Genomic DNA, 26,606 nt, shown 5'->3' on the forward strand with positions numbered 1-26,606 from the left:
TTGTAACTACTCAGTCATTCTATGAAAAACCGACAGAAAAGCATTTTTTTAAATAGTCGAGAGGGACTGGCTATGTATAGGATCGGTCAGTACCTTTTCCTGCCACGCGCAAAGTTTTAAAACAAAGAAAAAAGCTGTTCCTTCTAAAGAGACTTTATTTTTCTATTTTTCTCTCTTTTTGATACGATATAACTAGAATCAGAAAGGAGCAATTTATGTTTATATTAAAAGACATCACATATAAAGAGATTCTACACATTCCTTATTTACAGATTCAAAAAGAAAAAACAACTTGTATTATCGGTGAAAGTGGTAGTGGTAAAAGCACATTACTTCGCATGTTAAACGATTTACAATCACCAACATCTGGCACAATTGAGTATAACGGAAAATCTATTTTAGATTATCCTCCCATTCAATTACGCCGTGAAGTTGTCATGCTCGGACAAACTCCGCCTATTTTTGATGGAACAATTAAAGATAATTTATTAATGGGACTTAGATTTTCTGAAAAGCCATTTCCAAATGACGACGCCCTGCAAGGCGCATTAACGACTGTTAGCCTAGATAAAAAATTAGAAGATAACGCCTCTTCTTTATCAGGTGGCGAAAAACAAAGACTTGCTTTCGCTCGTATTATACTAATGGATCCGCCCGTCTATTTATTAGATGAACCAACTTCGGCACTAGATGGTGACACAGAACGCCGCGTTATGAAACAATTTACTATGCTAGCAAGAGAAAAGAAAAAAACAGTTATCTTCATCACGCACTCGCAACAACTTCCAGAAGAAATCGCAGACGATATTATTGAAATTAGTAAAACAAACGGTGCAACTAGAAAGGAAGTGCTATCAATTGAAGGGCGTTATTGAACTACAAATTTGGCAACTTGCAGCTGCATATATTTTCATCCTTATTTTAATCGGGCTTGTGAAATTAAAAGGAATACCGCGTGAGAAACAAATTACAATTGCTACATTACGTATGACGATTCAGCTCGTACTAGTTGCATATGTTCTTACATACATATTTGAAAATAGTAATCCGTTTTATACAATAGCTCTCATTACTTCTATTACTACATTTGCTATTTTCAACATTTATAAACGAATAAACCTTCCTATGTCAAAAGAATTAAAAAGAGTTGCTGCCATTTCCATGATTGCTGGATCAATTGGCCCTCTTCTACTATTTATCTTTGTCATTATCGGACACGATCCTTGGTATGCTCCGCAGTATATCGTTCCTATTGCCGGCATGCTAATCGGTAACGCTATGACAGGTATTTGCCTCGGGGCAAACACCTTTTTAAACAGTATGAAATCACAAAGAGACCATATTGAAGGTGCACTTATGCTTGGCGCAACTCCAAAACAAGCAGCTGCTCCGCTCATACGGGACGCTTTCGATTCTGCTATTTTACCAACAATTAATTCCATGGTCGGAATGGGAATTATAAGTCTTCCAGGCATGATGACAGGACAAATTTTATCCGGTGTATCACCATTTACAGCTATCCAATATCAAATTGCGATTATACTTGGCATTTCTGGAAGTACAGCTTTCTCTGTTATTATCTTCTTACAGCTTGGGTATAAAACGTTCTTTAATAAGCGGTGCCAGTTGAAAGAAGTTGAAGTACAATCATAAAAAAGACGCTCTGCAAGTTACTTACAGAGCGTCTTTTTTCTTTGCTAATCTTACGCTTTCTTAACGAACTGTGATTTTAACTTCATAGCTCCGAAACCATCGATTTTACAATCAATATCGTGATCTCCCTCAACTAGACGGATACTCTTTACTTTCGTACCAATCTTTACAACTGAAGAAGTTCCTTTTACTTTTAAATCTTTAATTACAGTAACAGCATCGCCATCTTGAAGAACGTTTCCGTTCGCATCTTTTACAACTTTTGCACCATCATTACTTTCAGCTTCCGCTTCTTGACCCCACTCATGGGCACATTCTGGACATACGAAAAGAGCGCCATCCTCATACGTATATTCTGAATTACATTTTGGACAATTTGGTAAAGTAGCCATAAATTCATTTCCTCCGTTCATTATTTATACGTAAAAATCAAATCGAATTTTTACATGTCGATAAATAAAATTTGTATAGCATTTCTTTATACTGCCATAGTCTCACGTTATTGACAAGCCTACCTCAAATTCTCATTTTTTATTGTATTTTACAAAATTTCAATTAGTATGGCGTTTGTTTACTAATGTTTTTCTCTTCTTGTTACATATCCTTTCTCATAAATAAAAAGAAGAATCTTCATTAGACTCTTCTTTTTGCGATACATCATTATCTATTTATATTAATACCAGGCATTTTCTTCAATATAAAATTGATACTCTTCTGCTTCTTCTTCATTTAACTTTTTATCGTTTAAATAAATTTCTTTCCATTCAAATCTCTGTTTATCTAAATACACAGCGAACTTAACCTTTACATCCTTTTTTTCCTCATAATCATAACCAGTAAATTCTACTATATCAAAACGTCCTTCTTTTTTTACATACGTCCATTTTGGATCATCAGTAAAAACTTCCAATGTAATCCCTTCATCACTTAAACGAACTACATCTTTTATATTCGGTTCCGTCGGTAAATACGATAACCCATAACCAGCTGCACCAAATACTACAAATAATAACGCATTTAATCCAAGCATAATCCCAACATGAGTGCCACCCTTTGTTTGGAAGTAATAATTGTGTTGTGCATCAGATAACTCTTTTGCCTTATGTAAAACACGAACTGTATGCTTGTAATATAAACGATTCCCTTGCCATCCAGTAAATAGCATAGTTCCGAAATAAACAATAAAATCGATCCACATCGGGATATCTATAAAAACAGAGGCAATTAAAGTAGGAACTCCTACTAATGCAATAATAATAAATAATTTATACATCTTGCGATAAGCTAACCACAATAATGGGAAGAAAAAGGCTATCCAGTTCCAACTATTTCCCTTCTCGGGATTTTTTGCTTTCCCCCACTTAAAGTCGTAATATGCAGTATTATTTCTCACAACTTTATGTAACTCTTTAGGAGCTATCGCTTCCTGTAAAACTGTTTCCTTCACGTACATCATCCTTCTCTTATTTCTATATAACTTTATTGTATATCTATAAAAAGAAGGAATCTAACAAAAAGTACATATATTTCACAAAATTGAACGGAAATCGAATACATTCCGACAATTATCCATTCTATATTCCATTTTACTATTAAATATATTAAAATACTTATGTATAAGACATTTAATACACCATATTAATTATTTTCTTAATTTATAAAAAAAGGAATCCTTTAGCGGATCCCTTTTTTTACAGCAGCCTTCTTATAAGAGCACTACTTACCTTAATAACTCCCTAATTTCCACTATATTTAAATCAGTAAACTTCGCGATATCTTCAATCGGCATCCCTTTCTCATACATCCCACGAATTAACTGTATTTTTCCTTTTTCGATTCCTTGTTCAATCCCTTGTTTCATTCCTTTTTCGAGCCCTTTTTCGAGCCCTTTTTCAATCCCTCTTTTAAGTCCTTCCTGTTCTGCATGCGCAAATTTCGCAGCCTCATCCATTAAGACTTTTTCTCTGGCGTCATATGCTTGCCTGAAAGAAGAATCTTGACTCATATCTTCCCATTTATTTATCGCTTTTTGTAACATTGGGTCTTGGCTCATCGCAATATCCTCCAATAGTTCTGTCAATTGTTCATCTTCATTCGCCGGTAACAATAACAACCAACGTACAAATGCATCTTCCCAAGGATTTATTTTTTCCGCTTTCCACTGCCGCATTAACTTTGGAATCTCGACAATATGAATTTCTATGTCATCACTTAATATTCTTTTCTGTTTCCTATCCCAAAGAACCCCCGTTGTATGAAACTCACCATACTCAGGAAACATGTTAAAATTCAATAAATTCACAGTAATTGTTTTACAAAGTGCACTATACGCCATCCCTTTTTGCAGTTGAGATGTATATAATTTTCCCCAATAGTATAAACTTCGTTTTATCATATGATGATTATTATTCAACTGAATCTCTACATTAACCTTTGTACCCGTATTTAATGTAGCTAAAACATCTAAAATCGATAATTTGTCGTCCTCATATTGTCGATGCAAATGAGGATCCTCTAGTTGTAATGAAGCAATTGGTGATTCCAAAGATTCCTGTAACATCGCATTCAAAAATGTAATAAGAATATCTTCGCTACCACTTGTACCAAATAATTGTTTAAACGCAAAATCAATACGTAAATTAACTAATTTCTTGGACATGTGTCTTTTCACCTGCTTATTTTATTTATAGTTTCATTTTACATAACAAGACCGAAAACAGGCAAATAAGAGCTTGAAATAATAAAGCAAAAAAGAGCTCTAATTAGAGCTCTTCTTCATCACCACACAACTATCACACATTACCCTTCACTTTCTCAATAACATCTTCTATACGCTTAGCTATACATTCCGGCTCCCAATCTCCCTCACCGTGCATTGCCGTATAAACTGGACAATTCTCATCATTACTATCTACAAAGATTGGATCTCCAAGATACGAATCTATCCCAATTACAACCCATCCTTTTTTCCAATCTCCTTCTTCATTCCCAGTTAAGCTTTGTCCTTCTTCATCAAAGCTATAACCAAGTTGTCCTTCTTCTATTTCTTCACTATTAAACAATTCTATCGTCATTGGTTCAAATTCATACTCTAACTCAATTTTATTATCCTCAGCGCGATCTACATGTGCTAACAGCTGTTTAATTTTATTGTGGTTAATCATGATATCTTCCCTCTCTATTGCGCAATATTTTAATTAACTATAGTATACAAAATAAAGTTTATAAAACTATTATTTGAGGTGACCAAATATGAAGACTACACTTTGGACAGAAGATGACTATTTAAAATTAGCACCAATTAACGACGAACTAATAAAAAAAGCTGAAGAAGTACTAAACGTAAAGCTTCCGGAATCGTACATAAATCTTCTAAAAGAACAAAACGGAGGAACGCTGCGCCTTGATGCTCACCCTACTTCAGAGCCAAATTCTTGGGCGGATGATCATGTTAATGTTTCTGGCTTATATGGTATTTCTTTTGATGAAAATGAATCTAGCATTTTAGAGAGCCGTTATTTAATTCAGGAATGGGAAATGCCTGAGAATCTCGTACTTTTATCTGGGGACGGCCATACATGGATTGCACTAGACTATCGAAACGTAGCTGAAAATCCTCCAGTTATATTTATCGATAATGAGTTTGAGGAAATTATTGAATTAGCACCTAATTTTGAAAGCTTCTTACAAAACTTAACTACATACAATTATGATGAAGATGAAGAGTAAACCTATCTCTAAAGGAGTGCGCAATAGTGCAAGATTTCATTATAAAGTGAAACTTTAATCAGTGGGGGTTTTGTTCATCCCCCACTGATTATTAGCCTTCACCAATCGGGCTTTTACGGGCAGTTGATCTCCCATCTAACTTCTTTGCTCCAGCCGAATTTTGAAGTGAGAGTCTTACTGCCCGTTAATGCGGGATAAACATCAAAAAGAACAGTCTATTGCATAATGTTTCACATGAAACTATCCATATTTTAGATTATCTTTCGACTTCTCATTCCTTGCAAAGTACTTTTTCATTATATAAAAATAGTAAAGTATCCTTTATATAAAGGATGCTTTACTATTCACCTACCACTTCCCCCTGCACTCTTCAATCAAACACAACAAATACCTCTTCGTCATATCAGCCCGTCTCCAACGAGAGAGATTTCGCTTTTCTTCTGGATTATGCCGCATTCGCTCTACTTCCCTTAATAAAGGCTCCCACTTATGAGAGTAAATTTCCAACATGTATTGTAATCCTCTATCTTTTGAAACAATTGTTTTATGATCTAACGTATATAAAATACGTCCCATCGTAACGACAGCTGATTCTACCCATTCTTCTATGAAAAATAAATAAGGACGCTTCGCTTTTTCAAGCCAGTAATGTTCTACGTTGTATTTCATTGTATTTACTACATCGTCCCACTTTATTTGAAAGGAAAGGTCTTCTACTTCTTTCCCGCTAACTGTAATACCTTGATTTTTCAATGTCCACCATGTGACCGCGTTAATATCCCAATGACCAATATCAGCCTTACCATCTGCACAATACACGTACTCATTTATTTCATGATTGTATTTCCCCAAGTCAGCAAGCGGAATATACATACCGTCCATTCTTTTACCTAACGTACTTTTACTAATTTTTTTATGCAGTTCTATAATTTGTTGTTTTTCAGCTTCATTCACGGAATCACTTATTACCGTAACAAAGTCAACATCGCTCGTTTCTATATGAAATGCTCCTAGCGCGATTGATCCGTAAATATATACCCCGACTATTTTTTCATCCGAAAAAATTTCTTTTAATTCTACTATGTACTGCTCCATTAATTGCTTTACTTCTTCTGGTAAAGCATGTTTTATTCCATTCTCCACATCTATCCCTCCATAAAAAAAGCCTTCGCAAATTCGCAAAGGCTTCATGCTTTATAAATATTTCTCGATTTCTTCATAAACATCCTTCAAACGTGGATTTCCTTCCCCAACGATTTCACCATTTACAAGAACGACTGGATAAAATAGATCTTCCTCCACTACTCGCTCTGCGAATGCTTTTTTATCTTCATCTTCTTGTTCTTCTTGAAAATCAATATACTCAAACTTAAATTTATTTTCTTGTCCTTCATATTTACGACCAATCGCCGCTTGTAACCACTCAAACGTTTCTGTTGAAGATGGCATTCCAACGCAGCTCGCACAAATTACTTTCGTCCCATACACTTGCACATTAACCATTTCTTCTCCCCCACTTCTCGTTCTAACAGTATATTCAGATGTCTTATTTCATAAGCACATCATTTTACAAATTTATTCTATACCCCTATACTGAAAAAACACGTTGTACACATGATACAATATTTCGACAATAAAACAAGAAGAGAAAAAATAGATTTTCCCCTCTATCTTGATTATAATAAAACTGATGAAAGGAGTCGATAAAAATGGAAAACCCACATATGCAAGAACAAGTACTAGAAGTATTAGATAAATTACGTCCATTCTTACTTCGCGATGGCGGAGACGTTGAATTAGTAGACATTGAAGAAGGTATCGTAAAATTACGCCTTATGGGTGCATGCGGAAGCTGCCCAAGTTCTACAATCACACTAAAAGCTGGTATCGAACGCGCACTACTTGAAGAAGTACCAGGCGTTATTGAAGTAGAACAAGTATTTTAATTAAAAGCAGAAGCGGCTCGTTCAAAATGTGAGGAGGATGGAGCTTCTGACATAGAGGCGCTTTTTGCCTCGGCGGAAGAAGCGAAGCCACCGAACATTTTAGCCGCTGGAGCTAGATAATATCTAAAAGCGGAAGCGGCTCGTTCAGAATCGCTTCCTAGAAAGAGACCCAAATGGGTCTCTTTTTTTATTCAAATAACACTTCCCCTTTAACATCATAAAACAAAATTGGAAATCCTTCTCAAAAAGTGCGATAATTAATACTATAGAATCGTTCACACATATACAGAAAAAAACATAGGGGGACGACACATGCCAAGAATGGGGAACACTTTCTTAACAATTCAAGAACTAGAAAAGAAAAAAGAGTATTTATTAGACCTTTCATCCGTTATACCAACATGGAATGCAAGTTATCAATTTTTATTTAAAGAAATCCAGCAAGAATTATTGAGTAAAGTAAATGAAAAAATCGAAAGACATCAATTCATTTTAAATATATGTGCAGATCAACAGGTAGGGGCATAATGTATTACATACAATTGTGATATATAAAAAAGAGACCTCACCCGGTCTCTTTTTTCGTTTTAAGATAGCCAATCTAATTTCCTAATGCCTAACTTATCAACAGGTAAACGAAATGACTCGTAAAAATGATTCATAAATTGCTCAGTGCGCTTCACATCGTGTAAAATGATTTCTAAACGGGCTCTATATATGCCTTTTTGTTCTTCGTTTCCTGTTTGATAATATCGTTCAATCGTTTCAAAGTAGTGAAGCGGGAACAGAAGCCTTGCGAATAATAAGCGCCAACCAAATGAAGAGAGCGAATAATTACGTTCATAATCTGTAATGAATTGAACTACCGTTTGCTCCCAATCTTTCTTTTTTTCTATCATCATATAGCGAATACATTCTGCTATATCTCTACTTGGGTGATCATATACCCAATCAAAAGGAAGTTTTAAACGCTTCGTTTGCTGCCATAATAAAGGTGTAAATCGTTCTTGGCAAATTGTTGCTGCGTCAGTTATTTGTGGTGTATCGTCCATTTCTGTATCGACAACATATTGAATTGCATTTTCTGCAACTCCTAAGTAATACGGGAAGGATTCAATAAACAATTGATCGAATACGTCTGAAGGATGGTTCATCACTTGCGATTGCCAAAACCTTTCTAATTGGTCGAGCCTTTTTTCCCATAGTGCTTTCCATTCACCAATGCGGCTTAATTGCTCAACTTCTTCTGGAAAGAATGCGCCACGTTTATGGAATATAGAAAGCTCACTTCCTAATGATGTAGCATGTCGCTCTAACATACGCATACCTTTTAATAAGCAGTAATTTTTTTCTTCTATCTCACTTACATAGTAGCCGTGTATAGTCGGAACGAAAGTCGAAACAGTTATATCCCCTTGCTGGTTCATATAATCACTGAGCTTTTTCATCTCTACAAGTACTTCTTCCTCCATTTCTCCAATTGGAACAAGTACATAAATTTTGTTGCGAATCCAAAAGCTTTTATAGGGGCCAAGGGGGATTAATTCTTTAACATGCATGTGATAATGCTCATAAATATGCTGAATCATCGCAGTCGCCACCTATGGTTTTTCTTTATATATATGAGCTTGTGCTCGCCTTTCATTCCTATGCACATGATAAAGCAATGAAACGTATACAAATACTAAAAAGAAAAAAAGGTGATAAACATGAAAGACTCAAATCAACTACAAGAAAGAGCATTACAACTATTACAAGAGCGCGGTGTAACAATTGACGATATTGCTGATCTTGTTCATTTTCTTCAAAAGAAATACCATGCAAATTTAGAGATGTCAGAATGTCGTTATAACGTTGAGCGTGTACTATCAAAACGAGAAGTACAAAACGCTCTTATTACAGGCATTGAACTTGATGTCCTTGCTGAAAAAGGAATGTTAAGTCAGCCGTTACAAGATATCGTAAAACGCGATGAAGGACTATATGGAATTGATGAAGTCATCGCACTTTCAATCGTTAACGTGTACGGGTCAATTGGCTTCACGAACTTTGGATATATCGATAAATTAAAACCAGGTATTTTAGAATACTTAAATGATAAATCAACTGGAAAGGTGCATACATTCCTTGATGATATCGTTGGCGGAATCGCTGCCGCTGCTTCAAGTCGTTTAGCGCACCGTGCTGAGCATTCGGAATAAGGGGTCTAGGCCGTCAGTTTCACACTGACGGCCTTTCATATTCCATAAGCATGAACTCTCTTCCACGGCTCAAAAAAAGAGGTCCTACTTGAAATCCAATGTTTTTATACAGCCTAATCGCTCTCTTATTGAATGTCGCTACACTCAGTCGAAACATTTTCGAATTCAATTCCTCAGTAGCAAATGCTATTCCCGCTTGAAAAAATATTTCCCCCATCCCTTTCCCTGTTAACTCCGGCTTCATTCCAAGCCCAATATCTACTACATCTTCTCCCCTATATAAATTAGCATCTCTTCCCCCTGGCACTTGTGCATTTTCTCCAAAACAAAAATAGCCGATGAATTCTCCATTCTCTCCGCAACAACCGTAATACGTTCCATCTAGCAACTCTTCTATTACTTCAGCATCTCCCGAAAAGCTATATAACGTATAGGGATTTTCATACTTCCACGTATTTATTTCTTTCGCTTCTTCTTCTGTTAACTTATGTATATCCATTCATCTCGCTCCTTATCAAATACTCTACTAATCTATATGTATTTACTCATTCATTTTCCAAACTTGATTCTCCTCTAATCGTAATATGCATAGTTACATACGCACACCCCTTTAAAAAATGCTAAAATTTATTTGAATCGCTGTTGTTACACTTCTTGATTAAGAAAGACTGTTAACCGGAAAATTAACGTCTTATCAAACTCAAGCAATTGGCACGTTTTGTCATCATGAAAGACACTCGAAAGAGTGTCTTTTTTCTATACCTGAGCAGGACCTGCTCATTTACAAAATTAATGCATAAATTAATATAACTCTTAAACCCATTATTACCTTTCTATACGTTGCAGCGTTCGTTGCGACAGATTCGGATAATAAAAAGCACTCCAGCCAGAGTGCTTTTTACTTTCAAACAAGGAGGTTACATATATGGATAGTACTCTTGTATTTAACTTTGGCATTGGTATTGTTATCATTTTATTCGTCTTCTTTGTTCTTTGTATGAGTGGGGTATAGCAATCTTTTATGCCGATAATTCCTTTAAAGTATCACTTAATTTGAACTTTCTTAATTGTAATGAAGCGATCATTGCTGCCCCTGCTCCAAGTACCACACTAGCAAAAGCTAATATACAAACTTGATTATACGGAATGATAATAACCTTTAGATCTAAGCTTGATAACACAATATAACTAAACAAAACCCCACCAAAAATGCCAATACAACCAGCTATCGCTCCAAGTAAAGTTCCCTCTAATAAAACAATCCGTCTCATTTGCTTCGGAATAGCTCCTACCGCACGAATCATACTAATTTCAGCACGTCTTTCATGTAAACTTGAGACAATTGCATTCATTAATCCTATACCAGAAATAATGAAAACAATTACAACTAACAAGCGAATTAACATCATCATTTGCGATAATAACTGCTCCTGTTCTTTTAATAAATCATAACTGTTTATAACTTCTACATTCTCTTTATTATTTGTAATTTGTTTTACTTGCTTCTTAATCGCTTCAAATGATTGATTAGAATTTGTCATAATTTGAATCGCTTCATATCCTTGCACGTGAAACTTATCACGAGCCCATTGTTCATTTACAAAAATATCTAACCCTCTTCCCCTTAATCCTTGCTCAATAATCGAAACGACTTTAATCGTTTGTTTTTCTTTCCCTTTTCCTTGTACTTCAATCGTATCATGCAACTGAATCCCTAATGTTTTAGCAGTTCTCTTCGTAACGACTCCCTCACCATCTTGTAATGGCTTATTTAAATCTTGTCCTGTAATCACTTTCGCTTTTGTTACTTTTTGATAAGCAACAATATCATTCCCCACAACTTCTATCACATCATATTCAAAATCATCTTTCCTCACATTTTCATACCACTCTTGATCCGCTTTTTTAAAATCATAATTTATAAGCTTCGCTGTAAAGTCAGTAACATTTGCTACGCTCTCTTCTACACCATCAATTTTTTTAACCTTCTCCATCCAACTAAATGGTAATACTTCAGTACTTTGCGACTCTATTGGAATTCTTATTACTAAATCAGCTGGTAAATGTTTTTGTAACCCATCTTTCATGCCTTCGTAAATAGAGTTTATATACATCGTTCCAACAAGTGCTAACATAAAACCAAATGCTAGTATAGCAACCGATACAGCTGCCTTATTTCGATAACGAATTACATTTCGGCTACTAATCGTCGTTTCAATTCGTAATATCATTTGAAGTGGTTTTGCAATCACTGGTGCTATCATCCGAATAAATAACGGAATCGCAAATAACAAACCGACCGCAAATAAAAGTGCTCCTATCGCACTTGGATTAAAACCGATATACCGCTCTAATACGTTACCCGCTAGTCCAATAACAGTACCAATGATTAAAATGCTAAGGCTAAAAGCACTCCACCTTTTTTCTTTTTTCTCATTACTAGGAAGTCCTGGGCGAAGTGCTTGAACTGGTGGAATCTTTCTAACCATGAAAGCTGGTATAATGGCCCCTATGATAGACATAACAATCCCTAGTAAAAACGTAATGAGTAAAATCTCACCTGAAATCGAGAATGCTTCTTTCCCTGCACCCTCAATATTCACCCATTTATTAATAAATGATGCGGCGATTGTTTGCGTACCCGCTCCAAAAATAACTCCTGCTAGCGATCCGATTGCCCCAATACATAAAGCCTCTAATAAAACGACTAATATAATTTGATTTGGATTACTACCAAGTGCACGTAATAATGCCCATTGCTTAAATCGACTTCTGACAGATAAGAAGAAACTTCCCATTATTAAAAGGGCTACAACAAATAAGGCAATACCACCTAAACTAAAAATTAATGGCTTCATTACATTTAGTCGTTCAAATGCCTTATCTACATAAGTACGTTGGTCCACCTTTATATTTTCAATCTTTTTATGTACATCGAAAGCAATTGCCTTTTTCACATTTACATCCTGTACTTTCACTTGAACGAGATTGAATTGATTTAGTAAATTTAATTCTTTTTGAAGCCAATGGATTGGAAAATAAGCACTATGCCCCATTGACGCCATTAACGGTGGATTTAAAATACCAACAACTTTCACAGCCTTTTCACCATGCGGCGGGAATGGCAGTTTAATCGTATCTCCTACCCGTATATTTTCACGATCTGTATACCCTTTTGTCAGTGCTACTTCAGCACCTTCTTTCGGATATCGTCCTTCTAATATTTTATAAGAATGCATTTCTGGAGAATCTTGCTCAACACCCCAATAAGATGGCTTTCCCGATAGTTCTTTATAATGTGGAAAAGGATACGGTATAAGTGCTTTTGATATTTTTTCAGCATTTTCTAAGCCATCTATTCCTTTTAAACTTTCATTATTTAAATACATGTCATTTTTTATATAGCCAAATTGTAAATTATAATCTCCATACCGACTTACTACTTGTTCCTTCACACTTTGCTCTACTGATTGATTACCTAGTAATAACATCGTCGCTAACATAACACCTAAAGCTGCTCCAAGGGCAATCAACATATTTCGCAACCAATTTTGTTTCATCGATTTTACCGCATACTTAATTACCCATCGCATCACCTTTACCTCCTACTTTAAAGTGACGATTCATAATCTCTTGAATTTGAGTAACTTGTTGCGGGATATTTCGAAATTTCCACCCTTTACTTTCAGTATGCTCATGAATCACCTCACCATCTAATAAGAAAACGACTTTATCAGCATGGGCCGCTACGAACGGATCGTGCGTTACAATGACAGCTGTTTGCCCTAATTCATCACATGCATTGCGAAGTGCCGCGATAATATTTTTGCTGTTTTCTGAATCTAACGCCCCTGTTGGCTCATCTGCTAATATAATAGCCGGCTCATTTGCAAAAGCTCTTGCTATCGCAACCCTTTGCTGTTGCCCACCTGATAACTGTGCTGGTAAATGCTTTTCTTTTCCTTTCAATCCAACGAGCTCTAATAAACGATTTGCTGTCACCGTTGCCTTCTTTTGCGAAACATTATCTAATAGTAAAGGCAACCCTACATTTTCCTCCGCATTAAACACTGGAATTAAATTAAACTGCTGAAAAATAAAACCGATTTTATGCCTTCTAAATAAAGCGAGCTCTTTTTCTTTTAATGTTGAAATCTCCGTACCATCAACTCGAATACTACCTACCGATGGAATATCTAATCCACCTAACAGCTGAAGTAAAGTCGTTTTACCCGATCCACTTGCCCCCATAATACAAACAAAGTCACCTTTTTGAATTTGAACATTAATATCTTTTAAGATCTTTACTTTACTATCCCCAATATCAAACGATTTTTCTAACCCTTCAATTTCAATAATATTCATCCCGATATCCCCTTTTCTCTCTATTTACCAATCTATATATTCTATTCGAAAATGCAAATTCCCTACTATTTTGTATTTTTTTGTCACATACTAACGTTTGTTTATCACATCAAAAATATTGACTCTAATAAAAAAAGTAACCCTAATAGTTACACGAATAAGTTAAAAACTATTCACATATCCACAATTAGGAGGAAGAACAATGAAACATGTGATCGTTTATGCACACCCGAATACAGAAAGCTTCAACCATGCAATTTTAGAAACTGTAAAAAGTGAATTAGAAGGAAAAGGTCATGAAGTACGCGTTCGTGATCTATACGAATTAAATTTCAATCCAGTATTAGGTGCTTCCGATTTCATCTCATTTTCCCAAGGAAACACACCAGAAGATATTAAAGAAGAACAAAAGCATATCTCTTGGGCTGATAGCATTACATTCATTTACCCCGTTTGGTGGGCAGGACTTCCTGCTATTTTAAAAGGATATGTTGACCGCGTATTTAGCCACGGCTTCGCTTATGCTTACGGTGAAAATGGCATTGAAAAGTTATTAAGCGGTAAAAAAGGATTATTATTATCTACAATGGGAAATACAAAAGAAGCATACACAGCAGGCGGTATGTTTGACGCAATGAAGAAAACAGCGGATGTTGGTATGTTTGAATTTACAGGCATTGAAACACTGGAGCATACATTCTATACAAGTGTTCCTTCTGTGGATGACAGTGTGCGTAAACAATATCTTGAAGAAGTTAAAGACGTAGTGAATCGTGCGTTTTAATAAAAAAACTCCGGTTATAACAACCGGAGTTTTTATTTCATCATCAATTTCGGAATATATCTTTGAAGAATGCTTTCTAATTCATTCATATCTTCCTGTCTAATAAGTAAATTCACATTATCATTCATTTTTTCTCGCCCGCGATATAAAAATATATTTTCTTTTGGATTTTCCCATGTTGATGTTTTATAGCCTTTTAATTCTTCGTATGAATAATAGTTCAATCCGTCTATTACACCTTTTTCATATATTTGTACACTTTTAATAAGATTTATCGCTATTAAAATCATAAAACAACTTGCTACAGCATAACTACCTGACTGAATGAGAAACTGTTCAAATGTACCAATATCACCACTTACGTATTGAACATATATATACATACATTGTCCGATAAAGTACGCTGGTCCAAGTAAGGCAATCCAACGTCGTTTCACCCGAGGATATGCTGCAATAAGCTTTCCCGCACTTTTTTTCATTTCATTTATTTTATATATCTTCCATAGAACAAAGAATAAAACACATAATGTAAAAATAAACATAATACATGACATCCAGTACACTCTTATTTTCCCCCTTCACATCATTACATATAAATTTTACATTTTAAATCCCTATAGTACATATGCAATTGTGCATAAAAAAACAGGCAACCTCTTCCGGTTACCTGCCTTTCATTACATCTTCTCAATCCACTCCGTCAAGTTGTGCACAACTTGCGTCGGTTGTACTTCATATTCTGTTAACTTGTCCACAGTTGTTACTCCAGTGTGGACAAGAAGGGTATGCATACTAGCATTTATCCCCGCTAAAATATCTGTATCGTAGTTATCCCCAACCATTAAAGCTTCTTCTTTTCCTATGCCAAGCACGTTTAACGCTTGTTCCATAATGATTGATTCTGGTTTACCAATAAAGATTGGGTCCACACCTGTTGATACTGCAACAACTGATGTTAATGAACCGTTACCTGGTAATAATCCGCGCTCAGTTGGAATTGCGATATCCCCATTTGTTGAAATAAACGTTGCACCGTTACGCACAGCAAGACATGCTTTTGCTAATTTTTCATATGTGATATCGCGATCTAAACCAACAATGACGAAATCAGGATTTTCATCCACAAGTTCAAATCCCTTTTCCACAAGAGCAGCGTGTAAGCCCTCTTCACCAATCATATATACAGTTGCATCTTGTTTGCGCTCATAAATAAAGTTCGCTGTAGCCATGCTCGTTGTGAATACTTGCTCCGCTTTCGCTGGAATATCGAAACGAACAAGTTTTTCTGCAACTTGTTCTGGTTTACGAGTTGAGTTATTCGTAACAAATAAATATGGAATACCTCTTTCTCCTAACGCTTTTACGAAGTCGCTTGCTTCTTCAATTTGTTCTTCTCCGCGATACATCGTACCGTCTAAGTCAATTAAATAGCCTTTATACATCTGTTTGTCTCTCCTTCTATGCTAACGTTCTCACCTATCATACCACTCTTATATTAACCCCTTTTTCAAAAGAAAAAAACGCTTTACCTTAAAGCGTCCCATAACGTTCATTTTTTCTCTTTTATTTGGTACGAACAATTACAATCGCCCACGCAAATGTTCGTTAACGCCTTCACATTTGCACCTGTAAATAACCGCTTGTACATATCTTTTTCATCCTCACACACTTGCGGGAATTTCTCCGCTATTTCCTTTAACGGACAGTTTTGCTTTTCAAGTATGAAAGAGCGTTCCCCATCCCTTTTTATTTGAACCATATAACCATTTTTCTCTTGCATAGCAGCTACTTCCTGTACTTTATACGCTAAATTGCTTTGATTACTTATCTTCTTTTGCAACTGCTCTTCCATTCGTTTCGTTCTCGCTTGTAAAACGTAACGAAGTATTTTTTCATCGCCCATTCGAGCTAAATCATCTAATATTTCAATAGCAAACTGCTTATATTCTTTCGGGAATGTATCTTCTCCCTTTTGACTTAATCCATACAAATATGTTGGTCGTCCAACATGCTGTCTTACCATCTTTGAATAAATTAGCTCATCTCTCTCAAGATTACTTAAATGCCTTCGGATTGCCATTTCCGTAATTTCTAAAACTTCGGCTAATTCTGCTACAGTATGCTCGCCCTTTACCTTCAACAATTGTACAATCTCTTCTTTCGTCGTACGTGCTTCCCCCATAGCTCACCCTTCTCCCTTTTCTTTCTCATATACAATATAAGATCCCCAAAAGAATTCCCGGGGATCTTATAAGCACAATTATTCTGGTACAAATGCAGATACAGGTCCTAATTCCTTTTCTAAATAACTGTAAATATTCGCTGGGTATTTCTCTACCACCGCGATATGTTTTTGAATCGTCTTATATAATTCATCATGATTCATTTGAATATAATCTTGCGTAAGCATTTTTCGAAGAAGAATAATTTCTTTAATATACGCTCCCTCTTCTCCACTTATAACTCTCTCGTCCATTAAAATATCAATAATATCTTCGTAACTTCCTGGATCGCGCATAATAAATCCATCAATCATCGCATTCCCTACATCTAATATACAATCGATAATAAGATGCGCCATGCGCTCTAATGCATAAAATTCAAACTCGGTTTCATATGTCTTTTTCTCTTGAAATGTATTTGTTGCTCGTTCTAAACATACTAGCATTTGTTCTATTTTTTTTCTGTCTACGAAGTACATGAATGTCACCTACCTGGAAATTAAAGCATTTACATTTTAATTGTAACGCTTTCTTCTGAAAAAATCGACAATTTTTCGAATTCACCTTTTCCTCGTTATTTGTTATAGTTATATTTGTATGATTTTTGAAATTGGAGGAATGCAACCTTGGAACGTGAACTCGCACTAGAAATTGTCCGTGTAACAGAAGCAGCAGCCTTAGCATCCGCACAGTGGATGGGCCGCGGAAAGAAAAACGAAGCAGATGATGCAGCAACTACAGCTATGCGTGATATGTTCGATTCAGTAAACATGGCAGGTACAGTTGTAATTGGTGAAGGAGAACTTGATGAAGCACCGATGTTATATATTGGTGAAGAACTAGGAACAGGTAACGGTCCAGAAGTAGATATCGCCGTTGACCCATTAGAAGGCACAAACATCGTTGCAAAAGGTCTTGCAAATGCAATGGCAGTTATTGCAATCGCGGATAAAGGAAACCTTCTTCATGCTCCGGATATGTACATGGAAAAAATCGCGGTTGGTCCAAAAGCAGCTGGTAAAATTAGCTTAGATGATCCAATTGAAAAAACAATTGATATTGTAGCAGAAGCAAACAATAAAAAAATTCGTGACCTAACGGTTATCATCCAAGAACGTGAACGTCATCAAGATATTATTGACCGTGTTCGTGCAAAAGGTGCACGCGTAAAACTATTTGGTGATGGAGATGTTGGTGCATCAATCGCAACAGCTTTACCTGGAACAGGTATCGACTTATTCGTAGGTATTGGCGGAGCTCCAGAAGGCGTTATTTCTGCAGCAGCATTAAAATGCCTTGAAGGTGAAATGCAAGCTCGCTTAGTTCCAATGAACGAAGAAGAAGAAGCTCGTTGTCGTGAAATGGGATTAGAAGATCCTCGTCAACTTCTTATGTTAGATGACTTAGTATCTGGTGATGATGCAATCTTCTCAGCAACAGGTGTATCTGCTGGTGAATTATTAGACGGCGTGAAATTCCTTGGCGGAGATTTAGCTGAAACATATTCTATCGTAATGCGTTACAAAACAAGAACAGTACGTTTCATTAAAACGCATCACCATTTAGATCATAAACCACACTTAAACTTAGATATTTAATAAAGGAGCCATGTGTATGGAAGAACGTTTCTTTCTGTACGACGATACAGTCGCTACAAAAACGCGTTTCGTTAGCTTTTTGGGGGAAAATGAGCGTCATGATTTAGCGCTTCTATACTCCGATCGTCATTACGGTAAAACAATAGTCCTTGATATGCAAAGCAACAAATTTGCTATCATCGGTCCTGACGATTTAAATGAACAAGGCTACTTAGAGCATGCATTTTCGATGTCTGAAGAAATTGCAGAAGAATTACGCTCATTTTTATTTGAACTTATATAATTTATCTGGTGCACCAGCTATTTTAGCTGGTGTTTTTTTACAATTTATATTTCGAATTTTCAATCTTATATGTTATACTTATGAACAAATCTATTTGGATAGAAAGGACGTTATCTACGTATGCCAACATTTACTTTTTGAGACTCCCATGACTAAAATCTCAAGCCCGAATCCTTACGGAGTTACGGGTGGGATTCTTGAATGACTAAACGTTCGCAGTCCATTTCTGTTTTGAACAGTCTTCAAGATGAGGGCATCTCATTGCCCCTCCTAAACCAGACCATATAGGTGCTTAGGCTGATTGACTGTTACCATCAATCACAGTTGCGTAACGAATATTCATCGCCCCAACGATATCACGATGTGTCTCAAACCCACATGAACACTTGTATTTTCTGTCTTGTGCCTTATTCTTTTCAGCGCATTTTGGACAACTTTGACTTGTATAAGCTGGATCCACATATTCAATCTTAATACCGGCTAATGTCGCTTTATACGCAATAAATTGTGACAAACGATAGAATGACCAAGTATGTAGATTTTTTTCGTTTTTACGGCTTGTTCTTGCCGTCTGTCTTATATTCGTTAGTTTTTCTAATCGAATGACAGAAATATGATTCTCTATCGCAAAATCAATGATTTCACGACTTATTTTGTGATCTTTATCTTGCATCCATCTTTGTTCTTTATCATTAAATCGCCGGATAGCATTCACCTTTTTGTCTCTTCCTAACTTCTTACGAGCACTACGAAACTTACGCTTCCTATATTTGTTTTGCCTACCATTCCCAAAGAAACGAATCTTGTCATTATCTGTGATCGCTACCGCGGGGACTTTGAGACCTAAGTCTACTCCTAAAATTTTCGTACCTGCTTTTTCACTTCTAGGAAGCGTAACAGATATTTGGGCACTCCACTTATCCGATTTCTTTGTGATACGAAGTGTACCTAACTTATGTGTTAACAAATCCAAATTGCGATTGTTTTTATCGATTAATAAAGCACGTACCTTTAAACGAGTTGACTTTCCATTTATCATCAGCGGGACTGAAATATAATTGGAATCAAATGAATAATTTTGATTGTTCCATACACAAACAGGTTTCTTTAGAATCGGAATGATTTTATACTTACTTTTCTTTACTTTTGTAACAAATAAACTTTTCGCGTCTTTGATTGCTTGATTCTTCACCGCACTTGGAATATTCGCTTCAATATCTTTCGTACTTTTTTTCGTGCTTTTCTTTGCTTCAACCATTTCCGATACAAGTGTATTAATAACTTTGATATATTCGTGACTACTTTGTTCCAATAAACGGATTTGTTCTTTTGTTGGAATCAATTTCACTTTTACTGTTAGGGTTTGTGACATACGTTTCATCCCCCTTGTTTTTTGATTTTCAACACACTGTTTGATTATCTCATTGGATACATTTCCAGCAGGAGAAATAAAAAAGGAACGTGTCCATAAACTTTGCAACTACATGAAGATAAGAGGATCCTTCTCTCAAACGCTGTGTTATATTTGCCATTGCATCAACAGGACTAAGTGTTGATAGTATATTAAAAAACCTTTCTTCTGTATCATTTACAAAATACAAAATGATACGATTGTTTTCATTCTTCTCTAATCATTAACCATACTTATAATTTATCAGTTATTTCCGAAAAATCATAACAAAAAAGCTCTAAGAAATATACTTTGGATACTTAAACGATTTCATAGTAGTAATCCGTATCCAACCTCACTTTAAATCCATACCTAAAAAAGATGGGCTACTCGTTCAGAAAGGGCTATAAAAATTGCAGACACACTACCCTTTTTACTGATACGAATATTCGCAGGCATAACGCAAACGGAAAAAACATATACGGATTTGCAATTTATAAATGTCCGAAAGATCATACGTGGAATCAAAAACTTCATATTTATAAATCATTTACTGATCACGTCGAAACTGTCGATATGACTCAGCAAGAACAAACGGAAACAAGTACTACCATTTCCATTACACAATACAAAGAAAGTGGTATAGCCGAAATAACGATCGTATTAGACATAGTTTTCGGTTCCCACCGGATTGATAAAGTGCTATCCACATATATTTCAGATTGGAGCCGAACTATCATTGTGGATAAAATTAAAAATGGGCATATCCAATTGAACCGACAACAAATGAAACCAAACGCAATACTTTCTGAAGGCGATCATATTTCGATTTGTTTGTGAGCGAGTATAAAAAAAATCCTCTTACAATCGTAAGAGGATTTTTTCATTTCTTCACTTTTCGTAATACAAAGTGTGCACAACCGAAGTTACAGTACTCGTATAAATACTCTGATAAAGTACTAATTTTCGTATCATATGTCGAACGTTGATTACTATCATCAAAGAATCCGCGCAATCTAAGTTGCTCATAACCCCAGTCTCCAACGATATAATCATATTTATTTAAAATTTCTGCATAGCGCTCTTTAAGTGCTTCTTCACTAAAACCGTCACGAAAGTTTTTAATTACTTCGTACTGAACATTATTAACGCTCACCGTAGTATGACTCTCTTGCTTTTGCTCCATTATGAACTTCCTCTCTAAGCATTCTTCTTTTTATCGTATCACAAAGCATAACAACCAACAATTTCAAATACAAAAAATTGAAAATTAGTGCATGCTATGGAGAAGGAGGTGCTACATCGTGAAAAAACAAATTATACTCTCTCTTCTCTCTCTTCTCTCTCTTTCCTTATTTGCAGGCTGCCAATCAACTAATAAAGCCGAAATGGAGCGTGAAGAAGGAAGTCGTGTTCTTGTTTCCAATAAAAACGACATGTATCATACGGAAAATACAAATACACGGCTCACAAGGGTGGGCTATTCATCTAAACAAAAACATGAAGTATCTAACAAACAAGTAGGCGCCATTAACCGTGAGAAAGTCGCTGAAATGATTACAAGCATGACAGTCAAACTTCCTGACGTCACCAATGCCGCTACACTCGTTACCGACGACGAAGTGTTCGTTGTATACCGTGCAAACACAACGGATCCGAAACTCGTAACAGATCAAGTATATAAAACTGCTTTGTCCATCGTTCCTCGCTATTATAAAGCATATGTATCAACAAACCAAAAGTTGATTTCTCAAATTCAAGGTCTTCAATCTGGTAGCTTAAACGATAAAGAATATGAACAAAGTCTTGATATGTTAAAACGTGAAATGAGCGATAATCCTCATTTGAACAATACGGGGGATCAAACTTTGAATGATATGATTAAAAAATAAAAAGGTGGAGAAAACCTCCACCTTTTTACTATTCCTTACGATCCGCATAAACCTCCATCGCATCACACATAAACTGCGCTAAACCTTCACCAAACTTATCAATATTTTTCGTAAAACGCTCATCAGCAACATACATTTGACCGAGTCCCTTAAAGGCCTCTAATGAATATTCACCGAAGTTTTGCAAGTAATCGTACCATACCCCGATTGCGGATTGCGCCTCTTTAGAATCCGGTGCTCCATTTCGAAGTGTTGCTAGATTTCTGTAAATATTATTAAACTCCTCCTGTTTCTCTTTAGACATCCCCTTCGCTGTTTTATTCGCTTTATCTACAGCCTCATCTCCCCATCGTTCACGTGCTTCTTCTTCGTACGGGTTATGACTAAAATCAAATCCTTCAAATTTCTCTTTATTCGTCATATCAATCTCTCCTTTTGTATGCTGAATTGTTTTATTAATCGTCGCTATCACTTTATCTAACCTGGCACGCTTTTCAAGAAGCATTTTCTTATGAAGCTGTAGTGCTTCTTTGTGGTCAAATGATGGACTCATGATAATTTCTTTAATCTTCTTCAAAGGGAAGTCTAGTTCTTTAAAAAATAAAATTTGCTGCAGTGTCTCTAAATTTTCATTGGAATACAGACGATATCCAGACTCTGTCGTCTCGTCTGGGGTTAATAACCCAATTTCATCGTAATGATGCAGTGTGCGCACACTAATTCCAACTAAATTAGCTACTTCTTTTACCTTCATTGTCATGTGTATCTCCCCCTTAGTACATACAATAAAGTATGACGCAACGTTAGAGTCAATAAGTAAATTCATTTATCTCTAAAAGTTTCATCTCTCCCATATTTCATGCATAATAGATATGTACATATATTAGAAAGCGGTGAAAGTATGGTTTCAAATATTGTAATTGCCAGTATCATATTTCAACTCGTTGTTTCGGTTCTGGTCCCAATTATTGTACTCGTTTATTTCCGTAAAAAATATAATATTAATTGGAAAGTGGTCGGCGTTGGTGTTCTTATCTTTATTGGATTTACCCAAATTCTCGAAACACCGTTCCACCTATTTATGCGTGGTAATCCAGCAATCGCTCCATTTTTAGAAAATCCGTATGTCTTTGCAATTTATGGCGGACTAACTGCTGGTATTTTTGAAGAATTAGGACGCTTCGTTGCCTTCTTCTTCCTACTAAAAAAATATCTAGAATATAAAGATGGCTTCGCTTATGGAATTGGTCATGGCGGGATTGAATCCATTTTAGTTGGCGGATTCTCTGCATTGCAGACAATTATATTCGCTAATGCTATTAACAATGGTAGCTTCGCTCAAATGGCAGAAAAACTACCACAATTAAATCTTGTAAAGGATATGTTAATAGAACAACCTGCTTATTTATACTTCCTTGGCAGCTTGGAAAGAATTATGGCTCTTGTATTGCAAATTGCCTTCACAATGCTTGTCTTATACGCTGTAAAACAGAAGAAATATATTTTCCTTGTTTACGCTATATTATTCCACGCATTTGTAGACTTTTTCGCGGCACTTTACCAAACAAAAACAATTAACATCTTTGTTGCAGAAGGAATTACTCTTCTCTTCGCGATTGGTGGTTTCATTCTTATTCGTAAAATGAAAGCGAAATTAGTAAGTGTGCCAGAGTAAAAAATAACCCACCAGTTGGTGGGTTATTTTTTATATGGATTTTCGTAGTGATGATAACTTTTCCCCCCTTGCAGCTCCCTCTTTGTTTCCGCATCTATAACGATGTACTTATGAAACTCTTCTGCTTCATTTTGAGAAAAGGAAGCAAAAAAATAAAGTGAAACTTTAATCAGTGGGGGTTTATCCACTGATTATTAGTTGAACCAATCGGGCTTTTACGGGCAGTTGATCTCCCATTTAACTACTTTTCTTTAAAACTGAATTTTGAGGTGGGAGTCTTACTGCCCGTTAATGCGGGGTAAACTTGGCGATCAGGGTGAATAAAAAAATCTTGAAACACCACGCTACTCCGACAACCCACGGCTGTTTTTTGTCTGAAAGAAAATTCTTCATCGGGCACTTCTTTAAATAAAATCTTTTTCCGAACACTATATGCTGCATTTTTATATTCTTTATACACCTTTTTATCTAACTGTTCGTAAAACACATCCTCACTCACAAATGGCTTATTTCGATTGCTCGGATAGTCTAATTTTTGATTTGATTGTGCATATGTTGTGGACAATTGCGCGAGAAAACAAATACTGAATACAATGCATATCATTTTTTTCATAATTGCACCTCAAATTTTCATTATCCACATTACTTTTCCACATACTTAGATCACTATTCCGTTTCCAATAAAAAGGAATTTTTTCCACATTTGTCGAAGTATATAGCGTCAACTTGAAAGATGGGGATGAATTATGAAGAAAATTATTGTAATACGACATTGTTCCGCAACTGGACAAAAACGTGATGCCGAATTAACGTTTGCCGGAAAAGATCAAGCTAACACCCTTGCTGCATTCCTCTTAGAAAATCAGCTACAAATAGATCATATTATTTCGAGCCCATTTGTCCGAGCTATCGATTCCATTCGGCCCTATTCCATTCAAGCTAACCTATCTATCGAAGAGGATGAACGATTAGCTGAACGTATATTAAGCAACGTTCCGATGGATGATTGGATGCAAAAACTAGAATCTACTTTTACAAACATAGATATTGCCTTTTCAGGCGGAGAGTCAACAAAACAAGCAACGGACCGTGCTATATCGCTTATCCAAGACGTTTTAAAGTTAAACCATACTACAACACTACTCGTTACACATGGAAACTTACTTACGCTCATTTTAAAGCACTTTGATCGTACGATCGGCTTTAGTGAATGGAGAACTTTAACGAATCCTGATGTTTACGAAATTACAATCGATGAACAAAGTTTCATAAAACGATTATGGGAAGCATCGTCCAAGTAGTATCCCTTTCCAAAACACTCAGTTGACGCCACGAGAAGAGACTGTATTAACAATAGAGAGGGGTATCATTCCATATGTATGAAGATGTACTTTCTTTACTACATAAAACAAATGCTTCTTATGAAAAATTTGAACACGAACCAGTACTTGACTATGAAACAGATCGTATCGTTCGTGAAAGACTTGGTTTGCAAGGCACTCCAAGTAAAAGCTTATTTTTAAAATCAAAATCCGGGGAGCATTACGTATTCTTTACGTTAGAAGGCACTCGCCTCAACCGAGGAGAGATGAAGGAAATAACAGGAGAGAGCTTATCTCTCTGTTCTCCTAATGAGCTAAGAGAAGAGACTGGTTGCACTCCTGGATGTGTAGCTCCTTTCGGTTATTCACAAAATGTAACGATTATTGTGGACAGTTCAATTTATACTTACGATAAAATTTTAATTACACCTGGTGTACCTGAATTTACAATTGAATTATCCACAGAGGAATTAAAAAAGATTTTATCCACATGTCAAAATAAAGTTTTAGAGTATAAGAAAAAAGAGAGCTAATGATTAGCTCTCTTTTTTCATTATTTCGCTTCTGCTGTTTTTTCTTTTGCAGAACGTACTTGCTCGTCCGCATGATAAGAAGAACGTACAAGTGGACCAGCTTCACAGTGGCTAAATCCTTTGCTAAGTGCAATTTCTTTTAGCTCTGCAAATTCTGCTGGTGGATAATATTTAATAACTGGTAAATGCTTCTTAGATGGTTGTAGGTATTGTCCAAGAGTTAAAATATCCACATTGTTTGCACGTAAGTCATCCATTGCTTCAATTAAATCTTCTCTCGTTTCACCTAAGCCCAGCATAATGCTCGATTTAGTTGGAATATCAGGCTGCATTTCTTTTGCTCGACGTAAAAACTCTAATGAACGGTCATATTTTGCTCTAGCGCGAACTCGGTTAGATAATCGACGTACTGTTTCAATGTTATGGTTCAAAATATCTGGTTTTGCATCCATTAACATTTTTAAGTTTTCTTCTACCCCACCCATATCAGATGGTAATACTTCGATAGACGTGAATGGATTTTCACGACGTACAGCGCGTACTGTTTCAGCAAAAACAGCTGCTCCGCCGTCCTTTAAATCATCACGTGCAACCGCTGTTATAACAACGTGCTTTAAGCCCATTTGTACTACAGAATCTGCTACGCGTTCTGGCTCTTGTAAATCAAGCTCAGTTGGTAAGCCTGTTTTAACCGCACAAAAACGACAAGCACGTGTACAAACCGCACCTAAGATCATAAATGTTGCTGTTTTCCTTACAGCCCAGCATTCATGAATATTCGGACATTTCGCCTCTTCACAAACTGTATGAAGATTCTTAGAACGCATCATTTTCTTTAAGCCTGTATAGTTTTCATTCGTGTTTAACTTAATTTTCAACCATTCGGGCTTGCGCTTATACTCTGTTTGTTTTGTCATGGTTATCAACTCCGCACAATATGAAATAGTTTACCGTGTTCGCTTCTTTCAATGTAACATATCTATTCTAACGTATGAAAGCGATTTGCTCAAATG

General features: G+C 36.0%; 32 protein-coding genes and 2 pseudogenes. 14 read left to right on the forward strand and 20 right to left on the reverse strand.

All coding sequences use genetic code 11. The features are described 5' to 3' along the window. The first annotated feature begins 215 nt into the window (after window positions 1–215). Both SB773_RS02475 and SB773_RS02480 read left to right on the forward strand, forming a co-directional pair. Window positions 216–875, forward strand: a complete 660-nt coding sequence (locus SB773_RS02475) for an ABC transporter ATP-binding protein (protein WP_131246954.1) — start codon at window positions 216–218, stop codon at window positions 873–875. Continuing rightward, window positions 859–1,653, forward strand: coding sequence for an ABC transporter permease (locus tag SB773_RS02480; RefSeq protein WP_002089330.1), 795 nt, complete (start codon window positions 859–861; stop codon window positions 1,651–1,653). The genes SB773_RS02475 and SB773_RS02480 overlap by 17 nt, the downstream gene beginning before the upstream one ends. Window positions 1,654–1,703: 50 nt before the next feature. Here the strand turns inward: SB773_RS02480 and phnA are convergent, their stop codons facing one another. The 4 genes from phnA to SB773_RS02500 all read right to left on the reverse strand — a co-directional run bounded on the left by phnA (window position 1,704) and on the right by SB773_RS02500 (window position 4,817). After that, on the reverse strand, window positions 1,704–2,045 hold the full coding sequence (gene phnA, locus SB773_RS02485; protein ID WP_002089332.1) for an alkylphosphonate utilization operon protein PhnA: 342 nt from the start codon (window positions 2,043–2,045) through the stop codon (window positions 1,704–1,706). A gap of 281 nt (window positions 2,046–2,326) precedes the next feature. Beyond that, window positions 2,327–3,100, reverse strand: coding sequence for a DUF2628 domain-containing protein (locus SB773_RS02490; protein WP_410588431.1), 774 nt, complete (start codon window positions 3,098–3,100; stop codon window positions 2,327–2,329). A gap of 273 nt (window positions 3,101–3,373) precedes the next feature. After that, complete coding sequence (locus SB773_RS02495; RefSeq protein ID WP_410588433.1) at window positions 3,374–4,312, reverse strand: Rpn family recombination-promoting nuclease/putative transposase; 939 nt, start codon at window positions 4,310–4,312, stop codon at window positions 3,374–3,376. A 133-nt stretch (window positions 4,313–4,445) separates the two neighbouring features. Then, the gene (locus SB773_RS02500; protein ID WP_410588435.1) at window positions 4,446–4,817 is read right to left on the reverse strand and encodes a hypothetical protein; all 372 of its coding nucleotides are present in this window, start codon (window positions 4,815–4,817) and stop codon (window positions 4,446–4,448) included. 88 nt (window positions 4,818–4,905) lie between these two features. On the opposite strand from SB773_RS02500, the gene SB773_RS02505 reads away from it, so the two are divergent. Next, window positions 4,906–5,382: an SMI1/KNR4 family protein gene (locus SB773_RS02505; protein WP_328010042.1), complete on the forward strand. Its 477-nt coding sequence runs from the start codon at window positions 4,906–4,908 to the stop codon at window positions 5,380–5,382. A gap of 348 nt (window positions 5,383–5,730) precedes the next feature. Here the strand turns inward: SB773_RS02505 and SB773_RS02510 are convergent, their stop codons facing one another. Both SB773_RS02510 and SB773_RS02515 read right to left on the reverse strand, forming a co-directional pair. Beyond that, complete coding sequence (locus SB773_RS02510; RefSeq protein WP_410588437.1) at window positions 5,731–6,525, reverse strand: nucleotidyltransferase domain-containing protein; 795 nt, start codon at window positions 6,523–6,525, stop codon at window positions 5,731–5,733. Window positions 6,526–6,576: 51 nt separating this feature from the next. Continuing rightward, window positions 6,577–6,885 carry a YuzD family protein gene (locus tag SB773_RS02515; protein WP_000248586.1) on the reverse strand — a complete coding sequence of 103 codons (309 nt, stop codon included), beginning with the start codon at window positions 6,883–6,885 and terminating at the stop codon, window positions 6,577–6,579. Window positions 6,886–7,091: 206 nt separating this feature from the next. Here SB773_RS02515 and SB773_RS02520 point away from each other — a divergent pair, with 206 nt between their 5' ends. Together SB773_RS02520 and SB773_RS02525 are read left to right on the forward strand one after the other, a co-directional pair. Continuing rightward, a complete protein-coding gene (locus SB773_RS02520) occupies window positions 7,092–7,328 on the forward strand; it encodes a NifU family protein (RefSeq protein WP_000431159.1) in 237 nt (78 codons plus the stop codon). A 312-nt stretch (window positions 7,329–7,640) separates the two neighbouring features. Further along, on the forward strand, window positions 7,641–7,856 hold the full coding sequence (locus SB773_RS02525) for a hypothetical protein (RefSeq protein ID WP_001137788.1): 216 nt from the start codon (window positions 7,641–7,643) through the stop codon (window positions 7,854–7,856). A gap of 59 nt (window positions 7,857–7,915) precedes the next feature. On the opposite strand, the gene yutH is transcribed toward SB773_RS02525, so the two are convergent. After that, a complete protein-coding gene (yutH, locus tag SB773_RS02530; protein ID WP_002089339.1) occupies window positions 7,916–8,917 on the reverse strand; it encodes a spore coat putative kinase YutH in 1,002 nt (333 codons plus the stop codon). A gap of 120 nt (window positions 8,918–9,037) precedes the next feature. Between yutH and SB773_RS02535 the strand changes: the two genes are divergently transcribed. Further along, a complete protein-coding gene (locus tag SB773_RS02535; RefSeq protein ID WP_002015902.1) occupies window positions 9,038–9,529 on the forward strand; it encodes a phosphatidylglycerophosphatase A family protein in 492 nt (163 codons plus the stop codon). 19 nt (window positions 9,530–9,548) lie between these two features. Here the strand turns inward: SB773_RS02535 and SB773_RS02540 are convergent, their stop codons facing one another. The 3 genes from SB773_RS02540 to SB773_RS02550 form a co-directional block, all read right to left on the reverse strand. Beyond that, the gene (locus SB773_RS02540; protein WP_002015903.1) at window positions 9,549–10,028 is read right to left on the reverse strand and encodes a GNAT family N-acetyltransferase; all 480 of its coding nucleotides are present in this window, start codon (window positions 10,026–10,028) and stop codon (window positions 9,549–9,551) included. A gap of 520 nt (window positions 10,029–10,548) precedes the next feature. Next, the gene (locus SB773_RS02545; RefSeq protein ID WP_410588441.1) at window positions 10,549–13,122 is read right to left on the reverse strand and encodes an FtsX-like permease family protein; all 2,574 of its coding nucleotides are present in this window, start codon (window positions 13,120–13,122) and stop codon (window positions 10,549–10,551) included. Beyond that, entirely contained in the window at window positions 13,106–13,894 is a 789-nt protein-coding gene (locus tag SB773_RS02550; RefSeq protein WP_002129726.1) for an ABC transporter ATP-binding protein, read from the reverse strand. Before SB773_RS02550 ends, SB773_RS02545 begins: the two co-directional genes overlap by 17 nt. A gap of 202 nt (window positions 13,895–14,096) precedes the next feature. Between SB773_RS02550 and SB773_RS02555 the strand changes: the two genes are divergently transcribed. Next, window positions 14,097–14,678 (forward strand): NAD(P)H-dependent oxidoreductase, encoded by a 582-nt coding sequence (locus SB773_RS02555; RefSeq protein ID WP_410588443.1) that lies wholly within the window; start codon window positions 14,097–14,099, stop codon window positions 14,676–14,678. A 32-nt stretch (window positions 14,679–14,710) separates the two neighbouring features. Here the strand turns inward: SB773_RS02555 and SB773_RS02560 are convergent, their stop codons facing one another. The 4 genes from SB773_RS02560 to SB773_RS02575 form a co-directional block, all read right to left on the reverse strand. After that, window positions 14,711–15,241 carry a hypothetical protein gene (locus SB773_RS02560; RefSeq protein WP_060749330.1) on the reverse strand — a complete coding sequence of 177 codons (531 nt, stop codon included), beginning with the start codon at window positions 15,239–15,241 and terminating at the stop codon, window positions 14,711–14,713. Window positions 15,242–15,355: 114 nt separating this feature from the next. After that, window positions 15,356–16,120 (reverse strand): TIGR01457 family HAD-type hydrolase, encoded by a 765-nt coding sequence (locus SB773_RS02565; protein WP_410588446.1) that lies wholly within the window; start codon window positions 16,118–16,120, stop codon window positions 15,356–15,358. Window positions 16,121–16,227: 107 nt separating this feature from the next. Beyond that, window positions 16,228–16,860 (reverse strand): helix-turn-helix transcriptional regulator, encoded by a 633-nt coding sequence (locus SB773_RS02570; RefSeq protein WP_410588448.1) that lies wholly within the window; start codon window positions 16,858–16,860, stop codon window positions 16,228–16,230. Between the two features lie 78 nt (window positions 16,861–16,938). Next, complete coding sequence (locus SB773_RS02575) at window positions 16,939–17,379, reverse strand: DUF86 domain-containing protein (RefSeq protein ID WP_410588450.1); 441 nt, start codon at window positions 17,377–17,379, stop codon at window positions 16,939–16,941. 147 nt (window positions 17,380–17,526) lie between these two features. Between SB773_RS02575 and glpX the strand changes: the two genes are divergently transcribed. Together glpX and SB773_RS02585 are read left to right on the forward strand one after the other, a co-directional pair. Further along, a complete protein-coding gene (glpX, locus tag SB773_RS02580; RefSeq protein WP_002166523.1) occupies window positions 17,527–18,498 on the forward strand; it encodes a class II fructose-bisphosphatase in 972 nt (323 codons plus the stop codon). Window positions 18,499–18,514: 16 nt separating this feature from the next. Continuing rightward, entirely contained in the window at window positions 18,515–18,781 is a 267-nt protein-coding gene (locus SB773_RS02585; RefSeq protein ID WP_060749334.1) for a DUF3055 domain-containing protein, read from the forward strand. Between the two features lie 292 nt (window positions 18,782–19,073). Here SB773_RS02585 and SB773_RS02590 read toward each other — a convergent pair whose 3' ends face one another. Both SB773_RS02590 and SB773_RS02595 read right to left on the reverse strand, forming a co-directional pair. Beyond that, window positions 19,074–20,153, reverse strand: coding sequence for an RNA-guided endonuclease InsQ/TnpB family protein (locus SB773_RS02590; protein WP_060749335.1), 1,080 nt, complete (start codon window positions 20,151–20,153; stop codon window positions 19,074–19,076). 9 nt (window positions 20,154–20,162) lie between these two features. Then, window positions 20,163–20,352: pseudogene (locus SB773_RS02595) on the reverse strand (transposase); the annotation flags it as partial. Between the two features lie 200 nt (window positions 20,353–20,552). Here SB773_RS02595 and SB773_RS02600 point away from each other — a divergent pair. Then, window positions 20,553–21,011 (forward strand): Hsp15 family protein, encoded by a 459-nt coding sequence (locus tag SB773_RS02600; RefSeq protein WP_410588453.1) that lies wholly within the window; start codon window positions 20,553–20,555, stop codon window positions 21,009–21,011. 43 nt (window positions 21,012–21,054) lie between these two features. On the opposite strand, the gene SB773_RS02605 is transcribed toward SB773_RS02600, so the two are convergent. After that, the gene (locus SB773_RS02605; protein ID WP_410588455.1) at window positions 21,055–21,357 is read right to left on the reverse strand and encodes a YutD family protein; all 303 of its coding nucleotides are present in this window, start codon (window positions 21,355–21,357) and stop codon (window positions 21,055–21,057) included. A gap of 118 nt (window positions 21,358–21,475) precedes the next feature. Here SB773_RS02605 and SB773_RS02610 point away from each other — a divergent pair, with 118 nt between their 5' ends. Continuing rightward, a complete protein-coding gene (locus SB773_RS02610) occupies window positions 21,476–22,063 on the forward strand; it encodes a YhcN/YlaJ family sporulation lipoprotein (protein ID WP_410588457.1) in 588 nt (195 codons plus the stop codon). A gap of 28 nt (window positions 22,064–22,091) precedes the next feature. Here SB773_RS02610 and SB773_RS02615 read toward each other — a convergent pair whose 3' ends face one another. Continuing rightward, window positions 22,092–22,823 (reverse strand): MerR family transcriptional regulator, encoded by a 732-nt coding sequence (locus SB773_RS02615; protein ID WP_410588459.1) that lies wholly within the window; start codon window positions 22,821–22,823, stop codon window positions 22,092–22,094. Between the two features lie 99 nt (window positions 22,824–22,922). On the opposite strand from SB773_RS02615, the gene SB773_RS02620 reads away from it, so the two are divergent. Then, window positions 22,923–23,738 (forward strand): YhfC family intramembrane metalloprotease, encoded by an 816-nt coding sequence (locus tag SB773_RS02620; protein WP_410588461.1) that lies wholly within the window; start codon window positions 22,923–22,925, stop codon window positions 23,736–23,738. 301 nt (window positions 23,739–24,039) lie between these two features. Here the strand turns inward: SB773_RS02620 and SB773_RS02625 are convergent. Continuing rightward, window positions 24,040–24,351: pseudogene (locus tag SB773_RS02625) on the reverse strand (hypothetical protein); the annotation flags it as partial. A gap of 133 nt (window positions 24,352–24,484) precedes the next feature. On the opposite strand from SB773_RS02625, the gene SB773_RS02630 reads away from it, so the two are divergent. Together SB773_RS02630 and SB773_RS02635 are read left to right on the forward strand one after the other, a co-directional pair. Further along, window positions 24,485–25,039: a histidine phosphatase family protein gene (locus SB773_RS02630; RefSeq protein WP_131246967.1), complete on the forward strand. Its 555-nt coding sequence runs from the start codon at window positions 24,485–24,487 to the stop codon at window positions 25,037–25,039. Between the two features lie 74 nt (window positions 25,040–25,113). Beyond that, window positions 25,114–25,593: a YbaK/EbsC family protein gene (locus SB773_RS02635; protein WP_002184734.1), complete on the forward strand. Its 480-nt coding sequence runs from the start codon at window positions 25,114–25,116 to the stop codon at window positions 25,591–25,593. A 20-nt stretch (window positions 25,594–25,613) separates the two neighbouring features. On the opposite strand, the gene lipA is transcribed toward SB773_RS02635, so the two are convergent. Beyond that, window positions 25,614–26,510, reverse strand: coding sequence for a lipoyl synthase (gene lipA, locus SB773_RS02640; protein ID WP_002034580.1), 897 nt, complete (start codon window positions 26,508–26,510; stop codon window positions 25,614–25,616). Window positions 26,511–26,606 lie beyond the last annotated feature (96 nt).

Origin of the sequence: Bacillus sp. SIMBA_074 (genome assembly GCF_046534555.1) — a bacterium.
Classification (GTDB): domain Bacteria; phylum Bacillota; class Bacilli; order Bacillales; family Bacillaceae_G; genus Bacillus_A; species Bacillus_A mycoides.